This window comes from Pseudoalteromonas rubra, from assembly GCF_005886805.2.
GTDB classification, from domain to species: Bacteria; Pseudomonadota; Gammaproteobacteria; order Enterobacterales; family Alteromonadaceae; genus Pseudoalteromonas; species Pseudoalteromonas rubra_D.
In genome coordinates, this window is record NZ_CP045429.1 from 4185672 (window position 1) to 4210253 (window position 24582).

Here is a 24582-nt window from a genome sequence, read left to right on the forward strand (position 1 = left end):
ATATCACCATATTGTTATTAAAATTTTGCACTTGACCCCTCATTGTAAAAATGAAAATATAAGAACAATAAATAGACAATAACAACTCTTGGTTTCATCATTGGAAGATCCCAGCGTCTTAGTTCGCAAACTGACTCGGAAAAACCATCGTTTAGAGTCCTTGCTGAAAAAATACAAACAACACTCTCACTTGCAGCATGCCCTGATCCAGTTATCCGAGCAGGCCAGCACAGTTGCGGAGTTGACGCTGCTATATCCCGCGATCCATAGCATTTTAGAGCAATACTTACCGAGCAAAAGCTTTTATGTTGTGCTGCAAAACCAGTTCACTCAGGGGCTGGAGCTGTCTTATTTTGTCGATGAAAAAGATGGCATTTCAGTGCCGCTGCATGAAGCAAACCACTTCAGCCAGGGCATAACGGGCTACGTTTTTAAGAACCGACAGACTTTGTACCTCAAGCGCCAGCAGATGGAGCAAATGAGTGCACAAGGCTTGTTTAAAGCACTCGGCACTCAGGCTGAGCACTGGGTCGGTGTGCCTATTTTCCGCGAAAAAACCATTATCGGTGTCATGGTGTCACAAAACTATGCGCCGGATCAGCATTACAGTGAGCAGCAGGTAGAATTACTCGAAGTCATGTCCCTGTACCTGGCAACCGCCATTGAACGGGTTAAAAAGCGCGAGTTGTTAGAATCTGAAGTTAAAATTCGTACCCGTGCTCTAATGCAAAGTAACGAGGCACTTAATACTGAAATAGAGCAACGTAAGCGGGCACTGGAACGCCAGCAAATCCTCTTTAAAATCGCGGAGCTAGCGACTCAGTTCAGTGATATCGACGATGTATACCAGCAAGTTCACCAGATCATGCGGTCCATTACCTTTGCTGATAACCTGTTTATCGCATTGCATGACAAGGCCTCAGACTGGCTCAGCTTCCCGTACAGCGTGGATGAGATGACTCAGTACAAACCGCGTCCATTTGCCAATGGTTACAGCGAGTTAGTGATCACCACTGAACGCAGTCAACTGATAGATACCAAGCGGGCACAGGTATTGATCGACAATGAAATCGTCAAACGCCCGGACAATTATCAGCTACAAAACGCGGCAACCAGCTGGCTGGGCGCACCGCTGAAAACTGCCAAAGGGGTCATTGGTCTCATTGCCTGCCAGGCATATAACCATGAGTACGAATATAATCACGAGGATGTTGAATTAATTTCATTTGTCTCGAATCAAATCGCCTCAGTGTTACAAACGCATCTCGCCAACCAGGCGCTCAAGGCCAGTAATCTGGAACTGGAGCATCGGGTCGCGGAAAAAACCAAAGAATTGCGCCAGACCAATTTACATTTGCAGATGCAAATCGAGGAAAGAAAAAAGATTGAGCAGCAACTCTATCATGATGCCCACCATGACCCGCTGACGACGCTGCCCAACCGGTTGTTATTTTTGACTCAGCTGGAAAAAACCTTACAAAAGTACCAACGTTATCCGGAAAATAATTTTGCCGTGCTGTTTATCGACCTGGATAAATTCAAGGACATCAACGATGAGCTTGGGCATCAGGCAGGTGATCAGTTTTTAATCTGGGTCAGTAAAGCATTTTCAGAATGCATTCGTGAGCACGACTTATTAGCCCGTCTGGCGGGAGATGAGTTTGTGATCCTGCTGGATCATCTGAGCGATCGCCAGCAAGCAGAAGACGTTGCAAAACGCCTGATCAGAGTCATGCAACAACCATTCTGCATGAAAGGCCTGTGCATGCAAAGTGGTGCCAGTATTGGTATCACTTATAGCAACAAAGACTACAAAGATACCGACGAGATTATCCGCGATGCCGACGCCGCCATGTACTACGCTAAAAATGCCGGTCGCGGTCGTTATGAGTTTTATCACCCGCTGCTCAGCGCTGCCAGCACACAAAGTAAACAAACGGAATACCACCACCTGAGTGCCCTGCCGATCCATTTTCGCAGCACTGAAATTGTCAATATGGCCAACCATGGTCAGCACATTGTGATGCTCGAAGCCTTTGGCGAACACCCGGTTCTGGGTAGCACCAGCTTCGATATCCTCAAGAAATTTGCAGCGGCTAAGGATGAGCAGCTAAAAATAGAAATGCAATTGCTCGGCCAGGCACTCGAACAGGCCGGGCGCGTCGCCAAAGCGCACACTGCCGATGTGCTGTTTGCCTGCTCCTGTGCGATCCTCGAAAGCACCACTTTTACAGAGCTTAAACAATTATTGAGTCAACGCACCAGCCACCTGAGCCTGTTGTTTGATGAAAGCGAAATCCGCTACGCCTCCAGTATGCAGCTCGAAAACCTCAAAGAGCTGTGCAGCCTGGGTATCGCCGTGGGCCTCAATGATTTTGCCAAAGATCGCTGCGATCTGGCGCTGCTCAGTCAAATTGATTTTAAATATCTGCTGCTCAGCTCAACATTCAGCAAACGGGTGCTGCAGCAAAACAGCTATGATGTGCAATTGCAGGGGATCCTTGCAGTAACGGCTCTGAAAGCCATTCAGGTCATCGCCAAGGGCCCTGCAATCCTGAACTTCAGAAGTTTACTGGAACGCCACGGCCTGAGTTTATTTTTTGGTAAACAACAGAGCTTATCGAGCACTAAGCCAAGCGAAATGCCCTCCTCACACGAATCTCTGCCGCTTTAACGTTTCAGCATCGCACGCAGGTTCGCAACCCTGGCCTGACCTTTCTCCATACGTTCAGACTGCGACTGTACGGGTTTTTTGCCCTCACTTTGAATGTCATCTTGCGGCATTTCCTGCACAAACCGGCTGAGCTCAGGTGTGATCTGCTCACCAAACTGACGACGACTTTTGGCATAGGTCATGGTCAACGTTTGCTGTGCACGCGTTACGCCCACATAAGCCAGACGCCGCTCTTCTTCAACATTGTCTTCATCGATGCTGGTCTGGTGCGGCAGTAGCCCTTCTTCCATTCCGACCATAAAGACATGGGGATATTCCAGGCCTTTCGAGGCGTGCAGCGTCAACAGTTGCACCGCATCGCTGTCGTCTTCTTCTTCGTTACGCTCCAGCATGTCTCGCAGTGTCAGTTTGCTGACCACCTCAGGCAAAGTCATGGGCGGATTATCCGCATCGCCGGTCAGCATATCACTGATCCAACGATACAGTTCTGAGACGTTTTTCATGCGCATTTCGGCGGCTTTCGCGCTGGGCGATGACTCATACAAATAGGCTTCGTAATTGATTTCTCGCACCATATCTTTGACCGCTTCGAGTGTGTCTCCCCGGGTTGCTCGGTCACTCAGTTCAACCACCCAACGGGCAAATCCCATCAACGCATTCAGACCGCGACCACTGAGGCGTTGCGGCAACTCAGGCTCAAAACACGCGGCAAATAAACTGATGTGTTTATCGTTGGCCAGACTGCCGAGTTTCTCCAGTGTGACGGGCCCTATCTCACGTCGTGGCGTATTGACGATCCGCAAAAAAGCATTGTCATCATCCTGATTTACCAGCAGGCGCAAATACGCCATGATGTCTTTGATCTCACTGCGAGCAAAAAACGACATACCGCCGCTAATTTTATAAGGAATGCGGTTCGCCATCAGGGCTTTTTCGAACACCCTTGCCTGGTGGTTACCCCGATACAGAATGGCGTAATCACGATAGCTGGTCCGCTTCATAAACTTGTGCGAAATGATCTCGGCTACGACCCGTTCGGATTCATGTTCTTCATCTCGGGTCGCAATCAAACGCAGTGGATCCCCATAGCCCAGTTCACTGAACAGCTTTTTGTCGAATTCATGGGGGTTATTGGCGATCAGAATATTCGCTGCTTTGAGGATCCGCCCGGCACTGCGATAGTTTTGTTCCAGCTTAATGAGGCGTAACCCCGGAAAATCTTTGCTCAGCAATACCAGGTTTTGTGGCTTGGCACCACGCCATGAATAAATGGACTGGTCGTCATCCCCTACCACGGTAAAGCGGGCGCGCTCGCCCACCAACAATTTTACCAGCTGATACTGGCTGGTATTGGTATCCTGATACTCATCCACCAGCAGATAACGAAAACGGGCCTGCCAGCGTTCGCGCACTTCGACGGAACTGTTTAGCAATAAGGTGGGGATCATGATCAGATCGTCAAAATCCAGCGCGTTATATGCCCTAAGCTGGGTCTGATAGCGAGCATAAAGCTGTGCAAATAACGCCTTTTGTGCCTCTCTGGCTTCTCGGATCGCGCGCTCAGGCTGGATGAGTTCGTTTTTCCAGTTGCCAATCTGCATTTTCAGCTGATTAAGCAGATCTTTGTCACGATCCAGCTCTTTTTCTGTCAATTCGGCCAGTAACTGATTCGTATCCTGATCGTCAAACAAGGAAAAGCCGGGCTTGTAACCCAACGTTTTCACTTCTTTTTTGATGATCTCCAGCCCCAGCGTATGGAAGGTCGATACCCACAGGCCTTTGGCTTCTTGCTTACCCAGCGTCTGTGACACCCGCTCACGCATCTCTTTGGCAGCTTTATTGGTAAAGGTCACCGCCGCAATGTTACGCGCCTTGTATTCACATTTTTGTACCAGATAAGCAATTTTATTGGTGATCACCCGGGTTTTACCAGAGCCGGCACCGGCCAGTACCAGACAGGGTCCGCTGATATACTTAACAGCTTCGTCTTGTTTCGGGTTCAGTTTCATATTCTGTGATCACCTTTAGTCAATAAGCTGCTAAGTTTACCGTAATGCTCAAGTGGATCCCAAGCGCTTTTAACCGGTGACCGCTTTAGGTAAGATAGAGACAATAATCAAGCTTAGAGGCCAGCCCATGATCAACCCAGCAAAAATTGAAGAAATCGCCAAGCAGATCTCCAGTAACATGCCACAAGGTGTGAAAAACCTTGCAGACACTTTTGAAAGCAAAACCAAACAGGCTATTCAGAATAAACTGACAGAAATGGATTTTGTCAGTCGTGAAGAGTTTGATATTCAGAGCAAAGTACTGATCAAAACCCGTGAAAAACTCACAGAACTCGAAGCAAAAGTGGCCGAACTAGAGGCTAAGCTGGCAGCACAAGACAGCGACCAGCCAGAACAGTAATCCCTACAACTGGTATCGCCTGGCCAGATCGACCAGGGCCCGTTCATAGTGCGCTGCCAGTTGCTCTTCCTGCTCTATCTGAGTATTCAGCTCTTTGAGCAAGCCATCCGCCAGACCATACACCCAACCGTGAATGGTTAACTTTTGGCCCCGCGCCCAGGCATCCTGCACCACATTGGTTCGACAGACGTTTCTGACCTGCTCTATCACATTCAGCTCACATAATGCATCACAGCGTTGGTCAGGGTGTATTTCACTGAGCATCGCCTGATGCATCTCTTTGACATCGCCGACATGGCGTAGCCAGTTATCAATCAAACCCAAACGGGCATCTTCCAAAGCAGCACGTACCCCACCACAGCCGTAGTGACCCACGACCAGTACATGTTCAACTTTCAGCACCTCAATGGCGTACTGCATCACAGACAAACAGTTATGATCGGTATGCACCACCACGTTGGCCACATTGCGGTGGACAAACAAGTCTCCCGGCATCAAATCAACAATCTGGTTGGCCGGCACCCGGGAGTCCGAGCAGCCAATCCAGAGATAATTGGGATTCTGCTGCATGGATAATTTGGCAAAAAACTCCGGATTATTGGTCTGAGTCTGTTTCGCCCACTGGCGATTATTATTGAGCAGATGTTGCAGCTGGCTGTCAGACTGGCACATGGTTTTTCCTTATTTTGCTGATTGACACCGTGTAGCCTGGATCAAGATATTTCTTGGCGTCAGTGATTTATGACAAAACTCCGAGAGGCTGACATCATACCCGGCCTGTTCAAGATATAACACCCTGTCGAGCACCAGCCACACTTCTATGGCGCGACGAAAGGCATGGCGCACCAGCTCGATGCGCTCAGTGATACGCTGACGTGCACGCCCTTGTGCCAGGTAATAGTCAGCATCAAAGTGTGCCGGTAAGTCTAACTGCTTTTGCTCAGCTGCCCAGTGACAGAAATCAACAAACGGTCCGGAAAAAATCGCCTTGTTCACGGAGGGCACACTGAGGTACTGAGTATCGCCAGTCACATCACGGCGCAGCGCATCAAAGGCTAGCCGCCACTGGACCTCTCGTTTACGTACTTTCGCGACTCTTCCTGGCGCAGTAACCGTCTCCTGCAACGCCAGTTTCATGTCACTGTGTGACAAATCCAAAGCACTGTGCGCTGCAACGTCACTCATCGGCTGGTAGGTGGGCTCAGTAAACAGATGATAACAGCAGGGTGACAGGCTGATCTGCTCGCACTGTGCGGCGCTCGCCTGCTCCATAAAGGTCTGATGCAACCTACCGCAGGCATGCAATGCAACAGCCTGCTGCCGTGGTCGAAAATACTGTGTGATCGGATCATTAAGTACATCGGCACAATGAAAGGTCATGGCCAACTTTTGTTGCTCGGCACTGTGCTGCCCTTGCTGACATAAAGCCGCCTGCAACTCAACACTATCGACATGCTCCGCGCCCAGATAAGCCAACAGCCGGCCCAGGTGACCTTTACCCGCGCACCACTCCAGCACCGGCAGCTTTGGCTGATATACCTGAGTAACAAAGTCCTGTAACTGAGCCAACTTGCGGCCCTTGATGCCATTACTGAGCCAAAACGGAAACTCCGGTCGACTCGCAACATCTAGCGACAGCGCCGTCAAAGTCGGGAGCGTTTGCAATGCCGGTATATAAGGTGCAAGAAACACTATCAATGACTCAGGATCCCGATCCAGAGCCGTCACGTCCTCATCACTCAGCGATAACAACGCCTCTTCCAGATCTGGCCAGGGGATGTCGATATGATCGAATGCCAGTAATTGCCAGTAACGACGCGTGTCTGTGAGCAAGGCATCCAGGGCTAAAAACTGAGAAGAAAAGGAACTGTGCATGCGGGCCACCGATACCGAACTAACTAAAGGGCGCTCATTGTATGCGCTTGCGCCCATCTCGCAAAGCACTGCCAGTCATTTTAAGGTAAAACGCCGGTGACGGAAGAAGATCAAATGTATGTACATGGGCACACAGATCACACCCACTATCGCCGCCAGGGTCAACATCCAAGACCAGCTATCTTCTTCCTGATCCGGTTCGGTATAAAGAAACTGATGTTTTTGTTCATGAAAGTCAGCAAGATCGAGCCGATAAAGCTGAGCAATCCACAACCAGCGAGCCTGAGACATGGCACCCAGTGCAATGCCTGGCGCTTTGATAAAGGGCATCAGCTTATCGGCCTCGTTTGCCAGCGCAGAAATGCTCTTGGTGGTTGCATACTCAGCTTTAGTGACCGCCAGCGCTTCATCGGGGTTACTCATGGCATAGCGCCAGCCCTGTAAGGAGGCACGGCGAAAGCGGGCAACCGTTTGCGGGCGATAATTCAGGACATCTTCCGAGGTAAATAAAATGTCCGCATAGACGTTCAGACCAAAGTGCTTAGGGCAGATCTGCCGGGTGGCTATGCCCTGCTGTGCCAGCTTAAAAGGCTCATTGGAAATATAGACCTGCAAGGCATCAAAGCGCCCGGCAACAAAGTCTTTAATCGGTTCCAGCCCGGCATACAAGGGTAACTGCGGGACGTCTATCCCCGCCCGCTCCAGCATCACCACCAGTTCAGCCCCCTCAATTCTTCCAAGGTGGCTGATCTTTTTCCCCGCAAAATCTTTGGGAACATAGATATCACTATCTGCACGTACCATCCAGCAATAGGGAGAAGACTGGAAGATAGCGGCCAGGGCCACCAAAGGCTTGCCCTGCAAGCGTTGTTGTAAAATACCTGAGTGGGTCACGCCAAATTGCGCCTGACCTGACAACACTTTAAATTGCTCATCCGGGTTATCCGGATCGGCAGGCACGATTTTAACGTTTAACCCCTGCTGGCGATAAAAACCTTTGTTGAGGGCCATATAGTAACCGGCAAATTGAAACTGATGGGTCCATTTGAGTTGTAGTGTCACCTCTTCCAATGCGCTAAGCGCACTGCTCCACCACAGCGCTATGGCCAATACAAAGTGATGATAACTCATTGTGATACGCGCCCGGAGCCTGCCCTGTTACAACTATAGAAGGCGCCGGACGGAATGCAAAACTAGCTAACGCGGCGATCCGCCTGCATCATGTCATGCTGAAGGTACTGCCTGAAACACGGATTGTCGGTCTCTTCCTGGTACTGATAACCCAGACGCTGCAAATGCTCATCAAACCGGGCACTGTCTTGTGCGCCCAGTTCAAACGCCGCCAGCACATTCCCCTGCGCGGCACCATGATTACGATAGTGAAACAGGGTAATGTTCCAGTTGCTCCCTAAAGTCTCTAAAAAGCGCGCTAAAGCACCGGGATATTCTGGAAACTCGAAGCGAAACAACCGCTCACTCAATGCTACCGGCGGCTTGCCACCAACCATATAGCGGATATGTAACTTGGCCAGCTCATTGTCGGACAAGTCAGTAAATTGGTAATTTGCTTCACTCAGGCTGGTTTTAAGCTCCTGCAACTCCTGTTCACCGCCACGTAAACCGACCCCTGCAAAGATCTGTGCGGTATCGCCACCGGCGTAACGATAATTAAACTCCGTGATTGCCCGGCCAGACAAAGTGTGACAAAAGCGTTTAAAGCTGCCTTTGGATTCCTCTATGGTCACACCCAGCAGGGCTTCGCTGCGTGCACCCAGTGCCGTGCGCTCAGCAATATACCGTAAGCGGTCAAAATTCAGATTCGCGCCGGACAACACAGCAGCCAGTGTTAAGCCCCGCTCGTCGCGCTCCTGACACCACTTTTTAAGCCCGGCCGTGGCCAGTGCCCCGGAAGGCTCAGCGATGGCGCGGGTTTCAACGAAAATATCCTGTACCGCCGCACAAATTTCATCTGCACTGACCGTGACCACGTCATCGCAGAACTGCTCGGCAAGACGAAAAGTCTCACTGCCAATGCGCTTCACCGCCACACCATCTGCAAAGCTGCCGACTCGCTCCAGCTCCACCGGCCGCCCGGCTTCCATCGCAGCCTTCAGGCAGGCGCTTTCTTGCGCTTCCACGCCAATCACACGGATCTCCGGACGCAAAGACTTGATATAAACCGCCATCCCAGCCAGCAAACCGCCCCCGCCCACGGGAATAAAGACCACATCCAAATGATGAAGTTGCTGCATCAGCTCTCGTGCGACGGTGCCTTGACCAATGATCACCTCTTTATCATCGAACGGTGGCACAAACACACCCCCTTGTGACTGACACAAGGACTGCGCATATTCCTGAGCGGCATCAAAGTGATGGCCATGCAGCACCACTTCGCCTCCCTGATTACGCACTGCATTGACTTTGATCTCAGGTGTCGTGACTGGCATCACAATGATGGCGCGATGGCCCAGGTGTGCGGCGCTCAATGCCACCCCCTGCGCATGATTACCAGCGGATGCTGTAACGACCAAACTGCCAGTAGGAAGCTTGCTCAGTTTGTTATACGCCCCACGCAGCTTGAATGAATAAACGGGTTGTTGGTCTTCGCGCTTGAGCCAGATCTGGTGTCCGAGCCGGGCTGAAAGCCCGCTCAGCTCGCTGACCTCAGTTTCCCGGACCAGCGGCGAGACATTGGCCTGCACTACAGCACGAAAATAATCGAGCTCTTTTGCCACCATAATTAACTCAATGCCTCCAGCTTCTCAAAATCGCGTACTGCACCTTTGTCAGCACTGGTTGCTAATAAGGCGTAAGCTTTCAAAGCCGGGCTGACATAGCGTTGACGATCTAATGGTTTATAAGCCATTTTGCCACGTGCCGCCTGCTGCTCTTTGCGTGTCTCGAGTTGCTGTGCATCCAGCAAGACGTCGATGCTGCGTGCTGGAATATCAATGCGAATGATATCGCCATTTTCTACCAGTGCCAGCGCCCCCCCACTGGCCGCTTCAGGAGAGGCATGGCCTATCGACAAACCAGACGTCCCGCCGGAGAAGCGACCATCCGTCAATAAAGCACAGTCTTTATCCAGTCCCATAGATTTGAGATAACTGGTTGGATACAGCATTTCCTGCATCCCTGGCCCACCTTTTGGGCCTTCGTAGCGGATCACCACGACATTGCCCTTTTTCACCTTGCCACCCAGGATCCCTTCAACGGCATCGTCCTGAGATTCAAACACCACAGCCGTGCCTTCAAAGCACAGCATGTCGTCTTCCACCCCTGCACTCTTAACGATACACCCGTCCAGTGCCAGGTTGCCGGTCAACACCGCCAGCCCGCCATCCTGACGAAATGCATGTTCAACACTGCGAATACAGCCACCCTCGCGATCCAGATCCAGCTCGTCCCAGCGACATTCCTGACTCATTGCTTGGGTGGTGCGTATGCCTGCGGGACCAGCACGATAGAAAGTTTGCGCACGCTCATTGGCCGGATCGGTCGCATCCCAACGCTTGATAACTTCACCCAGCGTGCCACCTGCAACATGGCCCACCGCCAGATCGAGTTTGTCAGCTTTGGCCAGTTCATTAAGGATAGCCATAATGCCACCGGCCCGGTGAACATCTTCGATATGATATTGCGGCGTTGCCGGTGCCACTTTACATAAGAAAGGGGTTGTGCGAGATAAGCGGTCGATGTCAGCCATATCGAACTCAACTCCCCCTTCTATTGCAGCGGCGAGCAAGTGCAATACTGTGTTAGATGAGCCACCCATTGCAATATCTAAGGTCATCGCATTGGTAAACGCGGCCTGATTAGCAATGTTACGCGGCAGTGCCGCCTCATTATCTTTCCCATAATACTCATCACACAACGCCAGGATACGCTTTGCTGCGCCTTCATATAAGAAACGGCGATCGGCATGCGTGGCCAGCGTGGTGCCATTGCCCGGCAATGCCAGTCCCAGCGCTTCCAATAAACAATTCATTGAGTTAGCCGTGAACATCCCGGAACAAGACCCACAAGTTGGACAGGCTGAACGCTCAACTTTATCTGAGTCTTCATCACTGACGCTGGGATCGGCCCCTTTGACCATGGCATCGACCAGGTCCAGTTTAATGTCGATATCAGCCAGGCGCGTTTTGCCCGCTTCCATTGGTCCGCCAGAGACAAAGATCACCGGGATATTCAACCGCAGTGCCGCCAGCAGCATCCCCGGGGTGATCTTATCGCAGTTTGAAATACACACCATGGCATCCGCACAGTGCGCATTGACCATATATTCTACAGAATCAGCAATCAAATCTCGCGACGGCAAGGAATACAACATGCCGCCGTGGCCCATTGCAATGCCATCATCAATAGCAATGGTGTTAAATTCGCGCGGCACGCCGCCGGCTTCGCGGATAGCGTCCGCCATCAATTCGCTGAGTTGGTTGAGGTGCACATGCCCGGGCACAAACTGGGTATACGAGTTCACCACCGCCACAATGGGCTTATGAAAATCACTGTCGGTCATCCCGGTGGCGCGCCATAATGCACGGGCACCTGCTTGTTGTCTGCCTTCAGTGGTTGTTTTGCTGCGTAACTTTGCCATGTTGACCCCTTTTCCAGTTTGCGCTGCCCCATCTGGCAACGGCTTTCCTCATTCCAAAATATGTATGCCGGACCAGTCAGCCCGGCAAGTATGCGTTAATGTGCTGGCCTTAATCGTTTACGTAATCCAGCCAGCCTTGCGGATCCTCACTTTGTCCTTTCACCAGATCAAAGTAAGCCTGCTGCAATTCTGCGGTGATAGGTCCGCGCTGACCATCACCCACCTGGATCTGATCAACACTGCGCACCGGTACCACTTCAGCTGCGGTACCCACCATAAAGAACTCGTCTGCCAGATACAGACCCTCACGCGCGATTGGCTCTTCTCTGACTTCATAGCCACGCGCTTTGGCCAGGTGCATAATGGTGTCACGAGTCAGACCCGGCAGAATGCTCGCCGTGGTTGGCGGGGTATAGATGATACCCTTGCGGATCACGAAGAGGTTCTCACCAGCCCCTTCACTCAAATAACCATTGACGTCCAGTGCGATACCTTCAACATAACCGTGACGCTTGGCTTCTGCGGTGATCAGCTGAGACGACAAGTAGTTACCACCTGCTTTTGCTGCTGTTGGCATCGTATTCGGTGCCAGACGCTGCCATGAGGAAACACATGCATCAACGCCATTCTCCAGGCTACCTTCGCCCAGATATGCGCCCCACTCCATCGCTGCGACAGTGACCTCGGCCCGGTGTGATTTTGGATGCACACCCAGACCAACGTGGCCTAAAAAGGCAAATGGACGCAGATAGGCATTAGTGAAGCCATTCTTTGCCACCGCGTCTTTACACGCCTGCATGATCTCTTCCTGCGTGTAAGGGATCTCAATGCGATAGATTTTGGCCGAGTCAAATAAACGCTGAATGTGATCCTTCAGACGGAAAATAGCCGGACCCTTTGGCGTATCGTACGCGCGGATCCCTTCAAATACGGAGCTACCATAATGAATGGCGTGACTGAGCACATGCGTGGTTGCTTGCTCATATGGGATCAATTCGCCGTTGTGCCAAATGTATTGTGAAGTTTGTGTCATTATTTAAAACCTTATTTATTATATTGCCTGCTGTAGTGTGTGCAGATCGACTGATTGCACTTCAACAAGCTTATTTAATTGTGACGTCAATAGATAGATAGGTTTGTCACTATCTACTGTCATTTTGACGTGAAATAACTCTTCGTGGCCCTGGAGCTCTAGTTGTGTCAGGCGAAACCCGCGATGACGGGCGACGCGCAAAAAACGCTCGACTGCGATGGCTTGATTGTTTACCGCTACGGTGAGTTGATGTTTCATGGTATTCGCTCCGTCAAAGGAAATAAGTTTAGTTTTGCTGCTGCGTTTGCGTCAGCATTTCATGATTAGCCGCGCCTGGCGGTACCAATGGCCAGACATTTTCTTTGTCATCGATGCAGGCATGCAATATATAAGGTCCTGTGGAAGCCAGTAGTGCATCAACTGCACCATCGACCTCATCAGCACGGGTGATGGTCTGCCCCGGGATCCCAAACACAGCCGCCAGTTGCACAAAATCCGGGTTGTCTGACAAATTAGTCTCACTGTAGCGACCATCGAAAAAGAGCTGCTGCCACTGGCGTACCATACCCAGACGTTGGTTATCGAGAATGACAATTTTGACCGGTAAATTATTACGTCGTATGGTTGCCAGCTCCTGAATATTCATCATGATGGAGCCATCACCAGAGACCGTGATCACCATGTCATCAGGCCGGGCAACCTGGGCACCAATGGCAGCCGGTAAACCGAACCCCATAGTCCCGGCTCCCCCACTGCTCAGATGGTTACTGGGGTGACTAAAGCGCATATGTTGTGCCACCCACATCTGGTGCTGACCCACATCGCAACACACCACCCCAGTATCCGGCATCAAACGGCTCAGGCGATTGAGCAAATAAGGTGCAAACACTTTGTCACCGGGATAGTCATAGCGCCAGGCGTGCTGCTCAGCCAGTGCGCTGATATGAGCACGCCACGGCGCCGGGGCCAATTCGCCCTGCAATAAAGGCAATGAAACTTTCAAATCGGCGATCAGTGAAGCCGCGGCAGGTTTACGCTTACCAACTTCTGCCGGGTCAATATCCAGGTGGATCACTTTGGCCGCGGCGGCAAACTTAGCCAGATTACCAGTTACCCGATCGTCAAAGCGTGCACCGATACAAACAAGCAAATCACATTCTTGCACTGCCAGATTGGCAGCCTGACCACCGTGCATTCCCAACATACCCAGGTCGTAGGCATAATCAGGTTTTACACTGCCCAATGCTTTCAAGGTCGACACCGCAGGCATCTGCGTACGCTGCAAAAAAGCCATCAACTCAGCTTGTGCATCTGCACTTTGAACACCGCCCCCCACATAAGCAACCGGCTTTTTCGCCTGAGCTAACAACTCGTTGGCTTTGTCCAACTCAAAGCTCGACAGCGGAGTTGGCTGATGCGCTTCGGCCTGCCAGCCATGAACAGGGACCTGTGCCTGTTGGATGTCTTTAGGGATATCAACCAATACTGGGCCGGGGCGGCCCGACTGCGCAATGTGCATGGCCTGCTGCAACACCTCAGCCAGGTCTTCACCCCGCTCGACCATAAAGCTGTGCTTGGTACAAGACAACGACATGCCCAAGACATCGACTTCCTGAAAAGCATCTGAGCCAATCGCTGCGGTAGGCACTTGTCCGGTGATCGCAAGCAAGGGCACTGAGTCCATCATGGCATCAGCCAGCGCCGTTACCAGATTGGTTGCGCCCGGACCTGAGGTCGCAAAACACACACCCAGCTTGCCTGTGCTTCTGGCGTAGCCAACCGCAGCAAAACCGGCACCTTGCTCGTGACGCGTCAGGTAATGCTTCAGTGGCGCACCGTATAACGCATCGTAAATCGGCATGATGGCACCACCCGGATACCCGAATACTGAACTCACCCCTTGTTTTACTAACATGTCTATTACCAATTGTGCGCCTGTCATTGTTTTGCCCATTGCCCTTTGTCTTTGAATTTGGCCCTAAAACGAAAAAGCCCCCCGAACTTTTCAGTGCGGGGGGCTTTTTGCTAATACTTTTCGAACAGCACTAACCAGCCCCCGCGGTAATAATAATCACCACGTTGATAATCACGACTAGTAGAGAAACTGTTTTTAACATGTCACTGCTCTTCTGAAAAAACGAATACCTTGCACACGCGCTAAGCGCTCTGTTGTGCTCTTTTTCTATTAGTAACCCGTAGGCCCCCGACAAGTCAACCCTAAAAATTATGCTCATTTCCTTAAGCAAATCACGCAAAAACAAAATAAAATTCAAAATAACATCAAAAAAAGGATAAACAATACCAAAATCTAACTCCCTATCTGGAATAAACTAAAGTGAACGTTTTTTCCCACACGATTCATTCTTGCTCATCACAACATTAAATTTTTATGATTTACTCCGGGAATTGATTATGATGTGCCCAGTTTTGAACATTTGGAGGGAACCATGCCTCACTTTATTCGCCTGACACAGTTTGTCTGTGCACTCTTTTTGTTGCTCCTCAGTCAGGTTGCTATCGCGCAGCCTGCACTATGGAGTGTAGAAAAAAACGGTATCACGTCTTATCTGTTTGGTACTGTGCACGTTGGAGATAGCGCAATGCACGGCCTGGATCCGCGTATAAAAGCCGCCATAAAAAGCAGCCAGACAGTGGTCGTCGAACTCAATACCGAAGCCATTAGCCCCCTGGAGCTACAACGCAAAACCTTGCCTTTTATGCAGCAAAAACCGGGGAGTACACTGAAAACCAGCCTGTCTCCGGTGACCTATAAACAAGTGAAAGATTACCTCTCTAAGCGCAAAATCGATATCGCGCTGTTTGAAAGCTATCAGCCCTGGTCCGTTATGCTCACCATTCTGCAACTGGAATATCAACAAGCGGGATTCAGTGAAGATTATGGCATTGATAAGCAAATAATCGAGTATGCCACCCACATCAAAAAGCCCATTATGGAATTGGAAAGCCTGGAGCAACAACTGGGCTTATTCAGTACTTTGGGCGCTCAAAACGACGCCATGATAGCCGATACACTGAAGCAAGTTGAGGACTTTGAGCAATACTTCACCCAAATGATAACAGCCTGGAAACAAGGCAATTATCAGAAACTAAATACCTTTTATAAACTGAGTTTTGATGACTCCGAGTATGGTCAGCATGCCGAGCAAGTCATGCTCATTCAGCGTAATAACAACTGGGTAGCGACATTGACACCCAGGTTGGCCAAATCAGCGCATTTTATCGCCGTGGGTGCGCTACATTTACCCCAGCAGCATGGACTGCTTACTCAGCTAGCTGCACGAGGGTTCACCGTTCAACGGGTCAAGTGATGCACTTAAAAGCGACTTTTTTACGTCGCTTTTAAACCTTTGTGTTTTAGCCCGCGTCATACAGATATCAATACGACAGAATGGAAGAACAACAGGATGAGAAAAAAACTGATAACTGCGGCACTGTTGGTGCTAAGTGCCACCGCTCAGGCTAAAGAGTCACGCACATTAACACACTCCTTTGAACTGGCCGACAGCACAGAGCTCGAGATCCAGTTTCCGATTGGTAAATTAGAAACACACACGCATTCAGGCAAAACCATCGAGGTCACCATTGAACTCGAACCCGTCGAGCATGACATAGATAAAGTGACGGATGCACTGGAAGACGTGCAGCTGGCAAGCCACCGGGCAGGCAACGAGCTTAGCCTGCACCTCAACAGTAAATATGTAAAACAACACTGGACAGTAAAAGTCCCTGAGTCGATGGAGCTGGATGTCGAAGTGGATGTCGGCAATGTCAAACTACTCGGATTAAACAATGATGCCGATGTCGAAGTGGGAGTCGGCAATGTCACGATAGAAACAGACGCCAAAGACTTCCGACGTGTGCGATTCGATTCCGGAGTCGGCAAAACCAAGCTATCCGACTTGCCGGGTAACGCAGAAACGGAACGCAACATGGTCGGTGAAACCTTACGCTATCATGGCCAGGGTGAGCATAGCCTGGACATCGAAGTCGGTGTTGGCAACATTAAGTTGCGTCGCTAAGGGTCAGAATTTTGTGCAGGGCGCGCTCCAGCGCCCCTTTTTCAACAGGCTTAAACAAATAATCGGTCGCGCCAAGCTGCACGGCCGATTTAATGGCCTGCTCTGAGGTATTCGCAGTCAGTACCAAAATTGGCGTCGACAACATCAGCGTCTGACGGATCTCTTTAATGGCTTTAAAACCATCCATAATCGGCATATTCAGATCCATCAGGATCACATCAAAAGACTGGTGTGCCAGTACCTCTATGGCCTGTCCACCATGGCTCGCATGAATACTGGTTAGCTCCATGTTATCCAACATTTTTTCAATAATTTTGGCATTCAATTGATTGTCTTCTACCAACAACACTTTATGGCGGGCCAGTCCGCTTACCGGCTCCGGCTCCGGGAGTCGCTTCAGCGGCAAGCTCAGCGATGCTTTTGTGCCATGCGGTTCACAGGGTAAAAAAGTCAACTCACCAGACATAATCGCCAGCAACAAGTTACAACGAGCTAACCCCAGTTGCAGCCCCTGATAATGGTGCCCGTCCGGGCTAGTCCCCGATGCAGACGATTTGATCTGCGCCACGTTAAATCCGGGGCCACTGTCTTCTACTTCACAGTAAAAACGCCAGTTCAACTCATCTTCTTCCGGATTGACTGGCTCCACGCGGGCGGACAGCCTCACCGTGCCCTGCTCGGTGAATTTAACAGCATTGTCGAGTAGCTGACCAATGACCCAGCTCAGGCGTTCATGATCACAGGCAAATATTTTTTCGGTATGGCTACTAAAGTGATAGCTAAAATCCAGGCCTTTCTCTCTGGCCAACAGACGATAAGTAGCAACAGGCTGACTCAGGGTATCGGTCAGCCTGGCCGGGTGACAATTTAACTCTGGTTGCTGTTCGTCAGACAAGCGATTGTAGTCCTCCACAGACGCGATCAGCGCCTTCAGTTGCTGGGCCGCTTTATTCGCTTGGGCAAGGTAGCTGTCACGCTGTGATTCCTGATACAAATGCAGATACCCCAGCACGGCCTGCAAGGGGGTCCGCAATTCATGACTGGCACGGGCCAGAAACATGGCGCGACTTTGATTAGCATGTTCTGCTTTGAGACGTGTTTGCTGCAAGCGGTCTATCGCGCTTGTGATACTGCGTTCCATGGGGAAGAATATCCACTTAATCTCAGCGAGCAGCAAAGCCAACCCCAGTAACCACATTAGCAGCTGCAGGTTTCTCAGTTTCTCAAGCTTTTCATTGGTGAACTGCTCAAACAACAACACCGCATGATCTAAGTCCTGCAACAACAGTTGAGAGCGGGTATGGATCTCCTGGATCTGATCCAAATTAGGCTGATTAGCAACCCCGGACAACAACGCCACATATTGTCTTAGTTGCTTGTCCAAATCACCCGGCTGCGCGAAATACCATTGATAAAGCTCTGCATTCAGGTGCTTGTATTGCTCGCCATCGCGCAGGAGCAAAAAATCATGGTTCGCTTGCATAAGCTGCAGCGCATTGTTCAGTGCCTGACGATCTGCCGTCACATTGTGTTCGCGCATGATGATGACATACTCCAGGTGCAATGCGGCCTTTTGCGACAACATGCGCTGCATACCTGCAACATTGATCACTCTGGCAACCTGCTTTTGCTGCTCCAGCAGATACAAGGTCAGGCCCGTCGTCATCGTCAACACCAGCAACATGATCACCAGCGCAACCAGGTACTTCAGACGATAGCGTGTAACCAGATTGTCCAAATTATCCCTCCCAAAAACCAGCCGGATCATCCAGGCGCCAGACTCTTTCCCAGTTTAGATTAAATTTCAAACTTTTGCTGAGAGTGACTTGACACCCAGACGGCCAAAATGTTTCAATGCGCCCGTACCCTATTTTATCCAGACGGCCATGCATCTAAAAAGTGTGGACGTCTTAGGGCTGGAAGAGGTGCGTTATTCAGGTATTTGAGTGGAGGAGAGCAAACTCCTGCGAAACTCAAAGAGGGGAATTAACGCCGAGAAGCACTGCGCTTTGCTTGCGTACTGCTTCGGGCGACTGGGTTGAATCCCAGCGACTGTCACCAACACATTTGGTGGAGAGCTTCTGGTCTTAGAAACAATATGGCCAGCAGCCTATTCTTTTTAAGTCCATTGCTCTTCGAATTTTAAACGGTTCGGAGTAGGACACTTTCCTGACTACCGAACCAGCAAGAAGTTCGGTAGAGATGAAATCACACATTCAGTTATCTGATCAGTTATCTGACTACCCGTTATGGACGGCCCTTGTCACGCCTTTTGATGCGTGCGATCAGGTCGATTATCACAGTTTACAGCAACTCGTTGCTCAACAAGTTGAGGCCAACAATGGTATTTTACTGCTTGGCAGTACCGGAGAAGGCCTCGCCCTGACTCTGCCCGAGCAGAAAAAAATCGTTGAGTTTGTCTGTGCGCTTGCGCCTCAGGTACCTATTATGGTTGCCGTCGGCGGCATCAATCTGGCTGCTCAGCTGGAGTGGGTCGAGTTCTGTAATACCCAACAAATCGATGCGCTGTTGCTCGGCTCCCCATTATACGCCAAACCCGGTGTTGTTGGTCAGACCCATTGGTTTGATACGCTACTCAGTGCAGCAAACGTCCCCTGCATGATCTACAACGTACCAGGACGTAGCGCCGTTGCCATTGCACCTGAAGTGCTGACGAACCTGGCACATCATGACAACCTGTGGGCGCTCAAAGAAGCCAGTGGTGATATAGCCACGTTTGAAGCGTTTCGTCGTGCCTTACCCAGCCTGGCGATATACAGTGGTGATGATGCATTGCTGCCTTACTTTGCACAGGCAGGCGCGGCCGGATTGGTGTCTGTGGCATCGAATGCCTGGCCCAGCCAAACTGCCGAATTTGTCCGCCGTGCGCTCAGTGGCACCAGCCCTAACCTATTCACCACCTGGGCCGATGCCATCAGCAGCCTGTTTGCCGTTGCCAACCCTATCCCGGTAAAGACACTGATGCATTTACAGGGCACGCTGACGACGCCCCATCTGAGGCCACCGCTCACACATCTGGAATTAACCAATCATGCGGCACTGAATGCTGCGAACGAACAGATTTTATCCTGGAATTAAGAGGCTCCCTATGACCTGGTCAACACTATTAGATAATTTAGAAAATGGTTCACAACGTGCTGCAAACCAAGACGAACACGGCAACTGGCACGCCAATGTCGAAGTCAAAGAAGGTATTCTGGCGGCTTTCCGTGCGGGTCAAAATACCGAATACCCGGGTGGTTTTGTAGACAAAGACAATCTGGCTCCCCGTGGTTTTGCCGCCGAAGATGCCGTCCGTATGGTGCCCGGAGGCAGCAGCGTACGTCGTGGTGCTTATGTTGCTTCTGGCACTATCATTATGCCACCAGCCTATGTCAACATTGGCGCATATATCGATACCGGTACTATGGTCGACAGCCATGCACTGGTTGGTTCTTGCGCCCAGATTGGTAAAAATGTGCATTTAAGTGCTGCTGTTCAGATTGGCGGCGTATTAGAGCCAGTCGGTGCCAGCCCGGTCGTTGTTGAAGACGATGCGTTCATTGGTGCGGGCTGTGTACTGGTTGAAGGCGTAGTCGTAAAACGCGGTGCAGTGCTGGCACCGGGTGTTCGCCTGTCTGCCAGCATTCCAGTGTATGACTGTGTGAATGAGCGTACCCTGGAAAAAGGGGAAGCCATTCCGCCTTTTGCCATTGTGATTCCGGGGTCGCGTCCAGCATCCAGTGACTGGGCCAAAGCACAGGGGCTGAGCATGTCCTGTGCACTAATTGTGAAATACCGTGACGAACAGAGTGATGCGTCGTTAGAACTCGAAGAGGTACTACGCTAATGACCACACTGAGTACGCCACTGCGTGAGCAACTGACTGCACTGTGCCCTGATCTGGACATCCCATTTTTCGTCTACGACCTGGATGCACTGAGCGCACATGTTAATCACCTGACCACCCAAAACGTGGTCAAGCTCTGGTATGCCGTTAAAGCCAATCCGTTATCCAGTGTCCTCAAAACACTGGACACAGCCGGCTTCAACTTTGACGTTGCCAGCCGGGGAGAGCTCACACAGGTATTGGCCCAGGACATTGCGGCCGAACGCGTACTCAACACCGGGCCGGCCAAGTCCCCGGCCCAGATCCAGCATTTTCTCGATGCTGGTGTCACCACCTTTGTTGCTGAAAGCCTGAATCAAGTGCGCTGGCTGAACAACGCAGCACAGCAGCATCAGCTGACGCTAACTGTGCTACTTCGCGTGCAGCTGCGCTGGCCGGCAGGAGACAAAAATCCACTTGGCGGCGACAGCCTGACCCCATTTGGGCTCGGCTGTGACCAATGGCAGCAACTGACTTTACGCGACTACCCTGCACTGGATTTTGCAGGTCTGCATATTTTTCAATGGGGTAACATGCTCGACGCCACCAAGCTGGCCAGCCTGTGGCAACAAATGGTGCCCCCACTGACTGAGCTGAGCCAGCAGCTGGGTATGACCCTGAGGATCTTAGATCTGGGTGGCGGATTAGGGGTGCCTTACGAGTCAGGCCAGCAGGCACTCGATTGGGATCAAGTCATCGCTAGTCTGGCCAAAATTAAAGCCGAAGCGGGCGTGCAGGAATTATGGATGGAGCTGGGTCGCTACGCCGTGGCGCAGTGTGGCTACTACCTTAACCCGGTGGTGGAACAAAAATGCAATTACGACGAACATCAACTCATCCTTGCAGGTGGCATCAACCACCTATTGCGACCGGCCGTGACCAGTCAGGCTTTTCCGGTGCAGGCACTGCGTGCATCTGACACTGCTCAGCGCCAATATCATTTACATGGCCCATTATGTACAGCCCTAGATCACCTTGGTTCGCATAGCTTGCCTGACGATCTCGACTATGGCGACTGGCTGGTATTTGACCAGTGTGGTGCCTATGGCTTCACAGAAAGTATGCCGTACTTTCTGTGTCATGAGCTGCCCGCAGAGTACGTTTTCACTCAGGGTCAATTGTCCTGTATTCGTCACAGCGAAACCGCCGACTATTATCTGAGGTAACTATGAACACTATCACACAGCAACATATTCAGGTTGGTGAAATCGCCAATGGCCTGCCTTTGACTATCCCGGTCTACCGTTTGCAAGGTAATGGCACAGGCCCGAGCGTCTACATTCAGGCCAATATGCACGGCGCGGAGGTACAAGGCAATGCAGTGATTTATGCACTGCTTGAACAATTAAAACACCTCACTCTGGCGGGTGACGTCACTCTGGTGCCCTATGCCAACCCGATCGGCTGTAATCAAAAATCGGGGGAGTTTACGCTGGGACGATTTGATCCCATTACCGGCATGAACTGGAATCGCATGTACCATGACCACAGTGATCAGGTACAGCGCTGCCTTGCTGAGCACGGTGAAGCTTCCGATGCGGCACTTATCGCGGCCTTCCGCGAACAGCTGTGTCAGGCAACCGATGCGTTGCTTGATGCGCCGGCACATACACTAACAACTGGCAAGCGCATTGCACTCACACTGCAAAAGCTGGCGCATCAGGCTGATATTGTACTGGACCTGCATACTGGCCCTATCTCGGCGAAACACTTATATTGCCCAGAATACGCCACAGACAGCGCGCGCTATTTTGACATTCCTCATGTGCTGCTGATCCCCAATGAATTTGACGGTGCGATGGATGAAGCCAGTTTCTGCCCTTGGTGGCAACTCAGCACAGCCTTAAAGGCACAAGGCCGAGACTTAGCCGTGCCCGTTGAAGCCTTCACGGTCGAATTAGGTTCACAGGAAAAAATTGATCTGGATGAAGCCGTGCATGATGCCAACAGCATCCTCAGCTACCTGACACACAAAGAAGTGATAACAGATGGCAACCATCAACCAAAGAACATCAAACGCTACGCCTGTGCACTGAAAGATTACCTGACCTTCTATGCGCCCATGGGTGGCATGGTGGAGTATAAAGCACAGCTCGGTGAACACATCAAAGCAGGGGAATGCATTGCGCGAATTTTGCGCATGGAGCAGTATTTATCGGAAACGCCTCTGCATAGCCTCACCTTGACACAGGATGCCATTGCGATACTGCATTTTGCCTCAGCCAGTGTCAACCAGGGTACTGAATTATATAAATTTTTCACAAATTACTATGAACTATAGTGGATTCATACGAATTGGTCGGGATCCAGGTTGGATGACGACAGAATGAAGTAACGATTGCGTGAGAGTAGGTGAGCAAATCCTCACTTGCTAAGGTGGGGCGGCAACCTAAGTTGCCGCCGGCCTTTTTATCCCAATTTGCTTAATTAACTGTCCCATTTTGAGGCGAGAAAATATAGTCAATAACGCCGCTCCCGCGTCCTGCTATCGCTGAGGCACCTTCGTCCCTATAGGCGAGGCAAAAATTAGCGAACTTATACCTTAGGTAAAGATTCTAAATGAGAAATTTTTAACACAGATAGCGCCATATTTGCTCCGTCAAATTGAAGACGTATTAAATGAAATTGGTATTAATCTGGCATGCAGATCTCAAAGCGGCCAGAATAACAATCTCCACCAGTCGGACACCCAAGGAACACCGCGGTATCACAACCTAGTGATTCACAAGCCGGATGGCCCGATGCACCACCGGCTACATGCGGTGTCTGAGCCAGGCCCAGTTGTTGGTTATTACTCAGTTGTTTAATACTTTTTTTGTTCAGTGATATTTTCATTTCAATCTCCTTTTATGCAATGTGCTTAATTAACCTAGCGCCAAGATGAACAAAAATCAACCAAACACCACTTGACTAAATATATTGCTGACAATTTTGCCCTTCTTAGTTTTTTCTTTGCCATGATACTATGATGATAATTTGCTTTTGACTAAGGACTGCACTGCCTATGAAACTCAGGATACTCGCTTTTTTATCTATACTAGCCCCCTCTACCCTGCTCGCCAATGAACAAAACGCGCAGGACGACCTGGAGTTGATAAAGCAATGTGTACTGAATGAGATCATTGCGGGTGATCAACAACAAACGATTGAGCAGCTCAAACTCTACTGTCAGAAGCTGCAAGAGACACGCCTCAGCAAACTGGATCGCCGCATGGCACGGGAAATGGTCACGGAAAACAACCGCAATGTGCTGACACCGCACAATCGCAACTATATTCTGCCAGTGACCTATGTCAAAAACCCCAACTCTCGCCCCTTTGATGGCTTAAAGGCCATTCAGGAAGAAGAAGGGGAGCCACTCGACCACATGGAAGTCAAATATCAAATATCGATGAAAGTGCCTCTTTACCGCCACTTTAAAGACAAAGATCAGGCGGTCTATGTCGGGGTCACATTGCAATCTTACTGGCAGCTATATAACAAAGATATCTCCTCTCCGTTCCGTGAAACCAATTACGAACCGGAAATCTTCTGGGTTAACTTCCTGGATGATGACAATGTGCTGTGGGGCGATGAAATGGCCATCATTTTAGGCGCATCACACCAGTCAAATGGCCGCAGCCAGCCTAACTCTCGGTCCTGGAACCGCCTCTATGCAAACTTTATCTGGGAATATGAAGGTTTCGTGTTTAGCTTCAAACCCTGGTATCGCCTGCCAGAGGACGACAAGCCCGAGCCATTAGCGGCAAAAGGGGATGATAACCCGGATATTCACAAGTACATGGGCTATTTTGAGTTCAGTGGGGCTTATCGCCATGGCGACCATGAATTTGGCTTTATGACTCGTAACAACTTCAACAGTGACAACCATGGTGCGGTGCAACTCGACTGGTCGTTTCCTTTGCTTGGCTCCTCACGGGTGCGAGGCTATGTGCAGTATTTTAATGGCTATGGCGAGAGCTTGATTGACTACAACGCACACATTCAGCGGCTGGGTTTGGGTATTGCGGTAACCGATCTGCTCTAAGCACAACCAAGATGGCCTGCATAGGCAGGCCATCCGCG

20 protein-coding genes and 1 riboswitch are annotated in these 24582 nt (G+C 50.6%); of the genes, 9 read left to right on the forward strand and 11 right to left on the reverse strand.

All coding sequences use genetic code 11. The features are described 5' to 3' along the window. Window positions 1–100 precede the first annotated feature (100 nt). Entirely contained in the window at window positions 101–2674 is a 2574-nt protein-coding gene (locus CWC22_RS17965; protein WP_138537342.1) for a diguanylate cyclase domain-containing protein, read from the forward strand. On the opposite strand, the gene rep is transcribed toward CWC22_RS17965, so the two are convergent. Next, a complete protein-coding gene (rep, locus tag CWC22_RS17970; RefSeq protein ID WP_138537340.1) occupies window positions 2671–4683 on the reverse strand; it encodes a DNA helicase Rep in 2013 nt (670 codons plus the stop codon). The genes CWC22_RS17965 and rep overlap by 4 nt on opposite strands. A 127-nt stretch (window positions 4684–4810) precedes the next feature. Here rep and ubiK point away from each other — a divergent pair, with 127 nt between their 5' ends. Further along, complete coding sequence (gene ubiK / locus CWC22_RS17975; protein WP_138537338.1) at window positions 4811–5083, forward strand: ubiquinone biosynthesis accessory factor UbiK; 273 nt, start codon at window positions 4811–4813, stop codon at window positions 5081–5083. A 3-nt stretch (window positions 5084–5086) separates the two neighbouring features. On the opposite strand, the gene can is transcribed toward ubiK, so the two are convergent. The 8 genes from can to ilvG all read right to left on the reverse strand — a co-directional run bounded on the left by can (window position 5087) and on the right by ilvG (window position 14530). Beyond that, on the reverse strand, window positions 5087–5755 hold the full coding sequence (can, locus tag CWC22_RS17980; protein ID WP_125558795.1) for a carbonate dehydratase: 669 nt from the start codon (window positions 5753–5755) through the stop codon (window positions 5087–5089). A gap of 9 nt (window positions 5756–5764) precedes the next feature. Next, window positions 5765–6958 carry a methyltransferase gene (locus CWC22_RS17985; protein WP_138537336.1) on the reverse strand — a complete coding sequence of 398 codons (1194 nt, stop codon included), beginning with the start codon at window positions 6956–6958 and terminating at the stop codon, window positions 5765–5767. 75 nt (window positions 6959–7033) lie between these two features. Further along, window positions 7034–8089, reverse strand: coding sequence for an ABC transporter substrate-binding protein (locus tag CWC22_RS17990; protein WP_125558791.1), 1056 nt, complete (start codon window positions 8087–8089; stop codon window positions 7034–7036). 62 nt (window positions 8090–8151) lie between these two features. Next, on the reverse strand, window positions 8152–9696 hold the full coding sequence (ilvA, locus tag CWC22_RS17995; protein WP_010383769.1) for a threonine ammonia-lyase, biosynthetic: 1545 nt from the start codon (window positions 9694–9696) through the stop codon (window positions 8152–8154). Window positions 9697–9698: 2 nt separating this feature from the next. After that, a complete protein-coding gene (gene ilvD, locus CWC22_RS18000; RefSeq protein WP_138537334.1) occupies window positions 9699–11555 on the reverse strand; it encodes a dihydroxy-acid dehydratase in 1857 nt (618 codons plus the stop codon). Between the two features lie 109 nt (window positions 11556–11664). Next, complete coding sequence (locus CWC22_RS18005) at window positions 11665–12588, reverse strand: branched-chain amino acid transaminase (protein WP_125558785.1); 924 nt, start codon at window positions 12586–12588, stop codon at window positions 11665–11667. An 18-nt stretch (window positions 12589–12606) separates the two neighbouring features. After that, window positions 12607–12846 carry an acetolactate synthase 2 small subunit gene (ilvM, locus tag CWC22_RS18010; RefSeq protein ID WP_010383772.1) on the reverse strand — a complete coding sequence of 80 codons (240 nt, stop codon included), beginning with the start codon at window positions 12844–12846 and terminating at the stop codon, window positions 12607–12609. 28 nt (window positions 12847–12874) lie between these two features. Next, window positions 12875–14530, reverse strand: coding sequence for an acetolactate synthase 2 catalytic subunit (gene ilvG, locus CWC22_RS18015; protein ID WP_138537332.1), 1656 nt, complete (start codon window positions 14528–14530; stop codon window positions 12875–12877). A 505-nt stretch (window positions 14531–15035) separates the two neighbouring features. Between ilvG and CWC22_RS18020 the strand changes: the two genes are divergently transcribed. Further along, entirely contained in the window at window positions 15036–15917 is an 882-nt protein-coding gene (locus CWC22_RS18020; protein WP_138537330.1) for a TraB/GumN family protein, read from the forward strand. A gap of 96 nt (window positions 15918–16013) precedes the next feature. Beyond that, complete coding sequence (locus CWC22_RS18025; RefSeq protein ID WP_125558777.1) at window positions 16014–16628, forward strand: hypothetical protein; 615 nt, start codon at window positions 16014–16016, stop codon at window positions 16626–16628. On the opposite strand, the gene CWC22_RS18030 is transcribed toward CWC22_RS18025, so the two are convergent. After that, on the reverse strand, window positions 16612–18366 hold the full coding sequence (locus CWC22_RS18030; protein WP_171045017.1) for a response regulator: 1755 nt from the start codon (window positions 18364–18366) through the stop codon (window positions 16612–16614). The genes CWC22_RS18025 and CWC22_RS18030 overlap by 17 nt on opposite strands. A 174-nt stretch (window positions 18367–18540) precedes the next feature. Continuing rightward, window positions 18541–18717: riboswitch (Lysine riboswitch) on the forward strand. 113 nt (window positions 18718–18830) lie between these two features. Between CWC22_RS18030 and dapA the strand changes: the two genes are divergently transcribed. The 4 genes from dapA to CWC22_RS18050 are packed head-to-tail and all read left to right on the forward strand — an operon-like array spanning window position 18831 to window position 22798. After that, window positions 18831–19727: a 4-hydroxy-tetrahydrodipicolinate synthase gene (dapA, locus tag CWC22_RS18035; RefSeq protein WP_138537326.1), complete on the forward strand. Its 897-nt coding sequence runs from the start codon at window positions 18831–18833 to the stop codon at window positions 19725–19727. Window positions 19728–19737: 10 nt separating this feature from the next. Then, on the forward strand, window positions 19738–20478 hold the full coding sequence (locus CWC22_RS18040; RefSeq protein ID WP_010383780.1) for a 2,3,4,5-tetrahydropyridine-2,6-dicarboxylate N-succinyltransferase: 741 nt from the start codon (window positions 19738–19740) through the stop codon (window positions 20476–20478). Beyond that, window positions 20478–21683: a PLP-dependent decarboxylase gene (locus tag CWC22_RS18045; RefSeq protein ID WP_138537324.1), complete on the forward strand. Its 1206-nt coding sequence runs from the start codon at window positions 20478–20480 to the stop codon at window positions 21681–21683. The genes CWC22_RS18040 and CWC22_RS18045 overlap by 1 nt, the downstream gene beginning before the upstream one ends. A 2-nt stretch (window positions 21684–21685) precedes the next feature. Further along, a complete protein-coding gene (locus CWC22_RS18050) occupies window positions 21686–22798 on the forward strand; it encodes a succinylglutamate desuccinylase/aspartoacylase family protein (RefSeq protein WP_138537322.1) in 1113 nt (370 codons plus the stop codon). Window positions 22799–23148: 350 nt separating this feature from the next. On the opposite strand, the gene CWC22_RS18055 is transcribed toward CWC22_RS18050, so the two are convergent. After that, entirely contained in the window at window positions 23149–23352 is a 204-nt protein-coding gene (locus tag CWC22_RS18055) for a hypothetical protein (RefSeq protein ID WP_138537320.1), read from the reverse strand. A gap of 169 nt (window positions 23353–23521) precedes the next feature. On the opposite strand from CWC22_RS18055, the gene CWC22_RS18060 reads away from it, so the two are divergent. After that, window positions 23522–24544 carry a phospholipase A gene (locus tag CWC22_RS18060; protein ID WP_138537318.1) on the forward strand — a complete coding sequence of 341 codons (1023 nt, stop codon included), beginning with the start codon at window positions 23522–23524 and terminating at the stop codon, window positions 24542–24544. Window positions 24545–24582 lie beyond the last annotated feature (38 nt).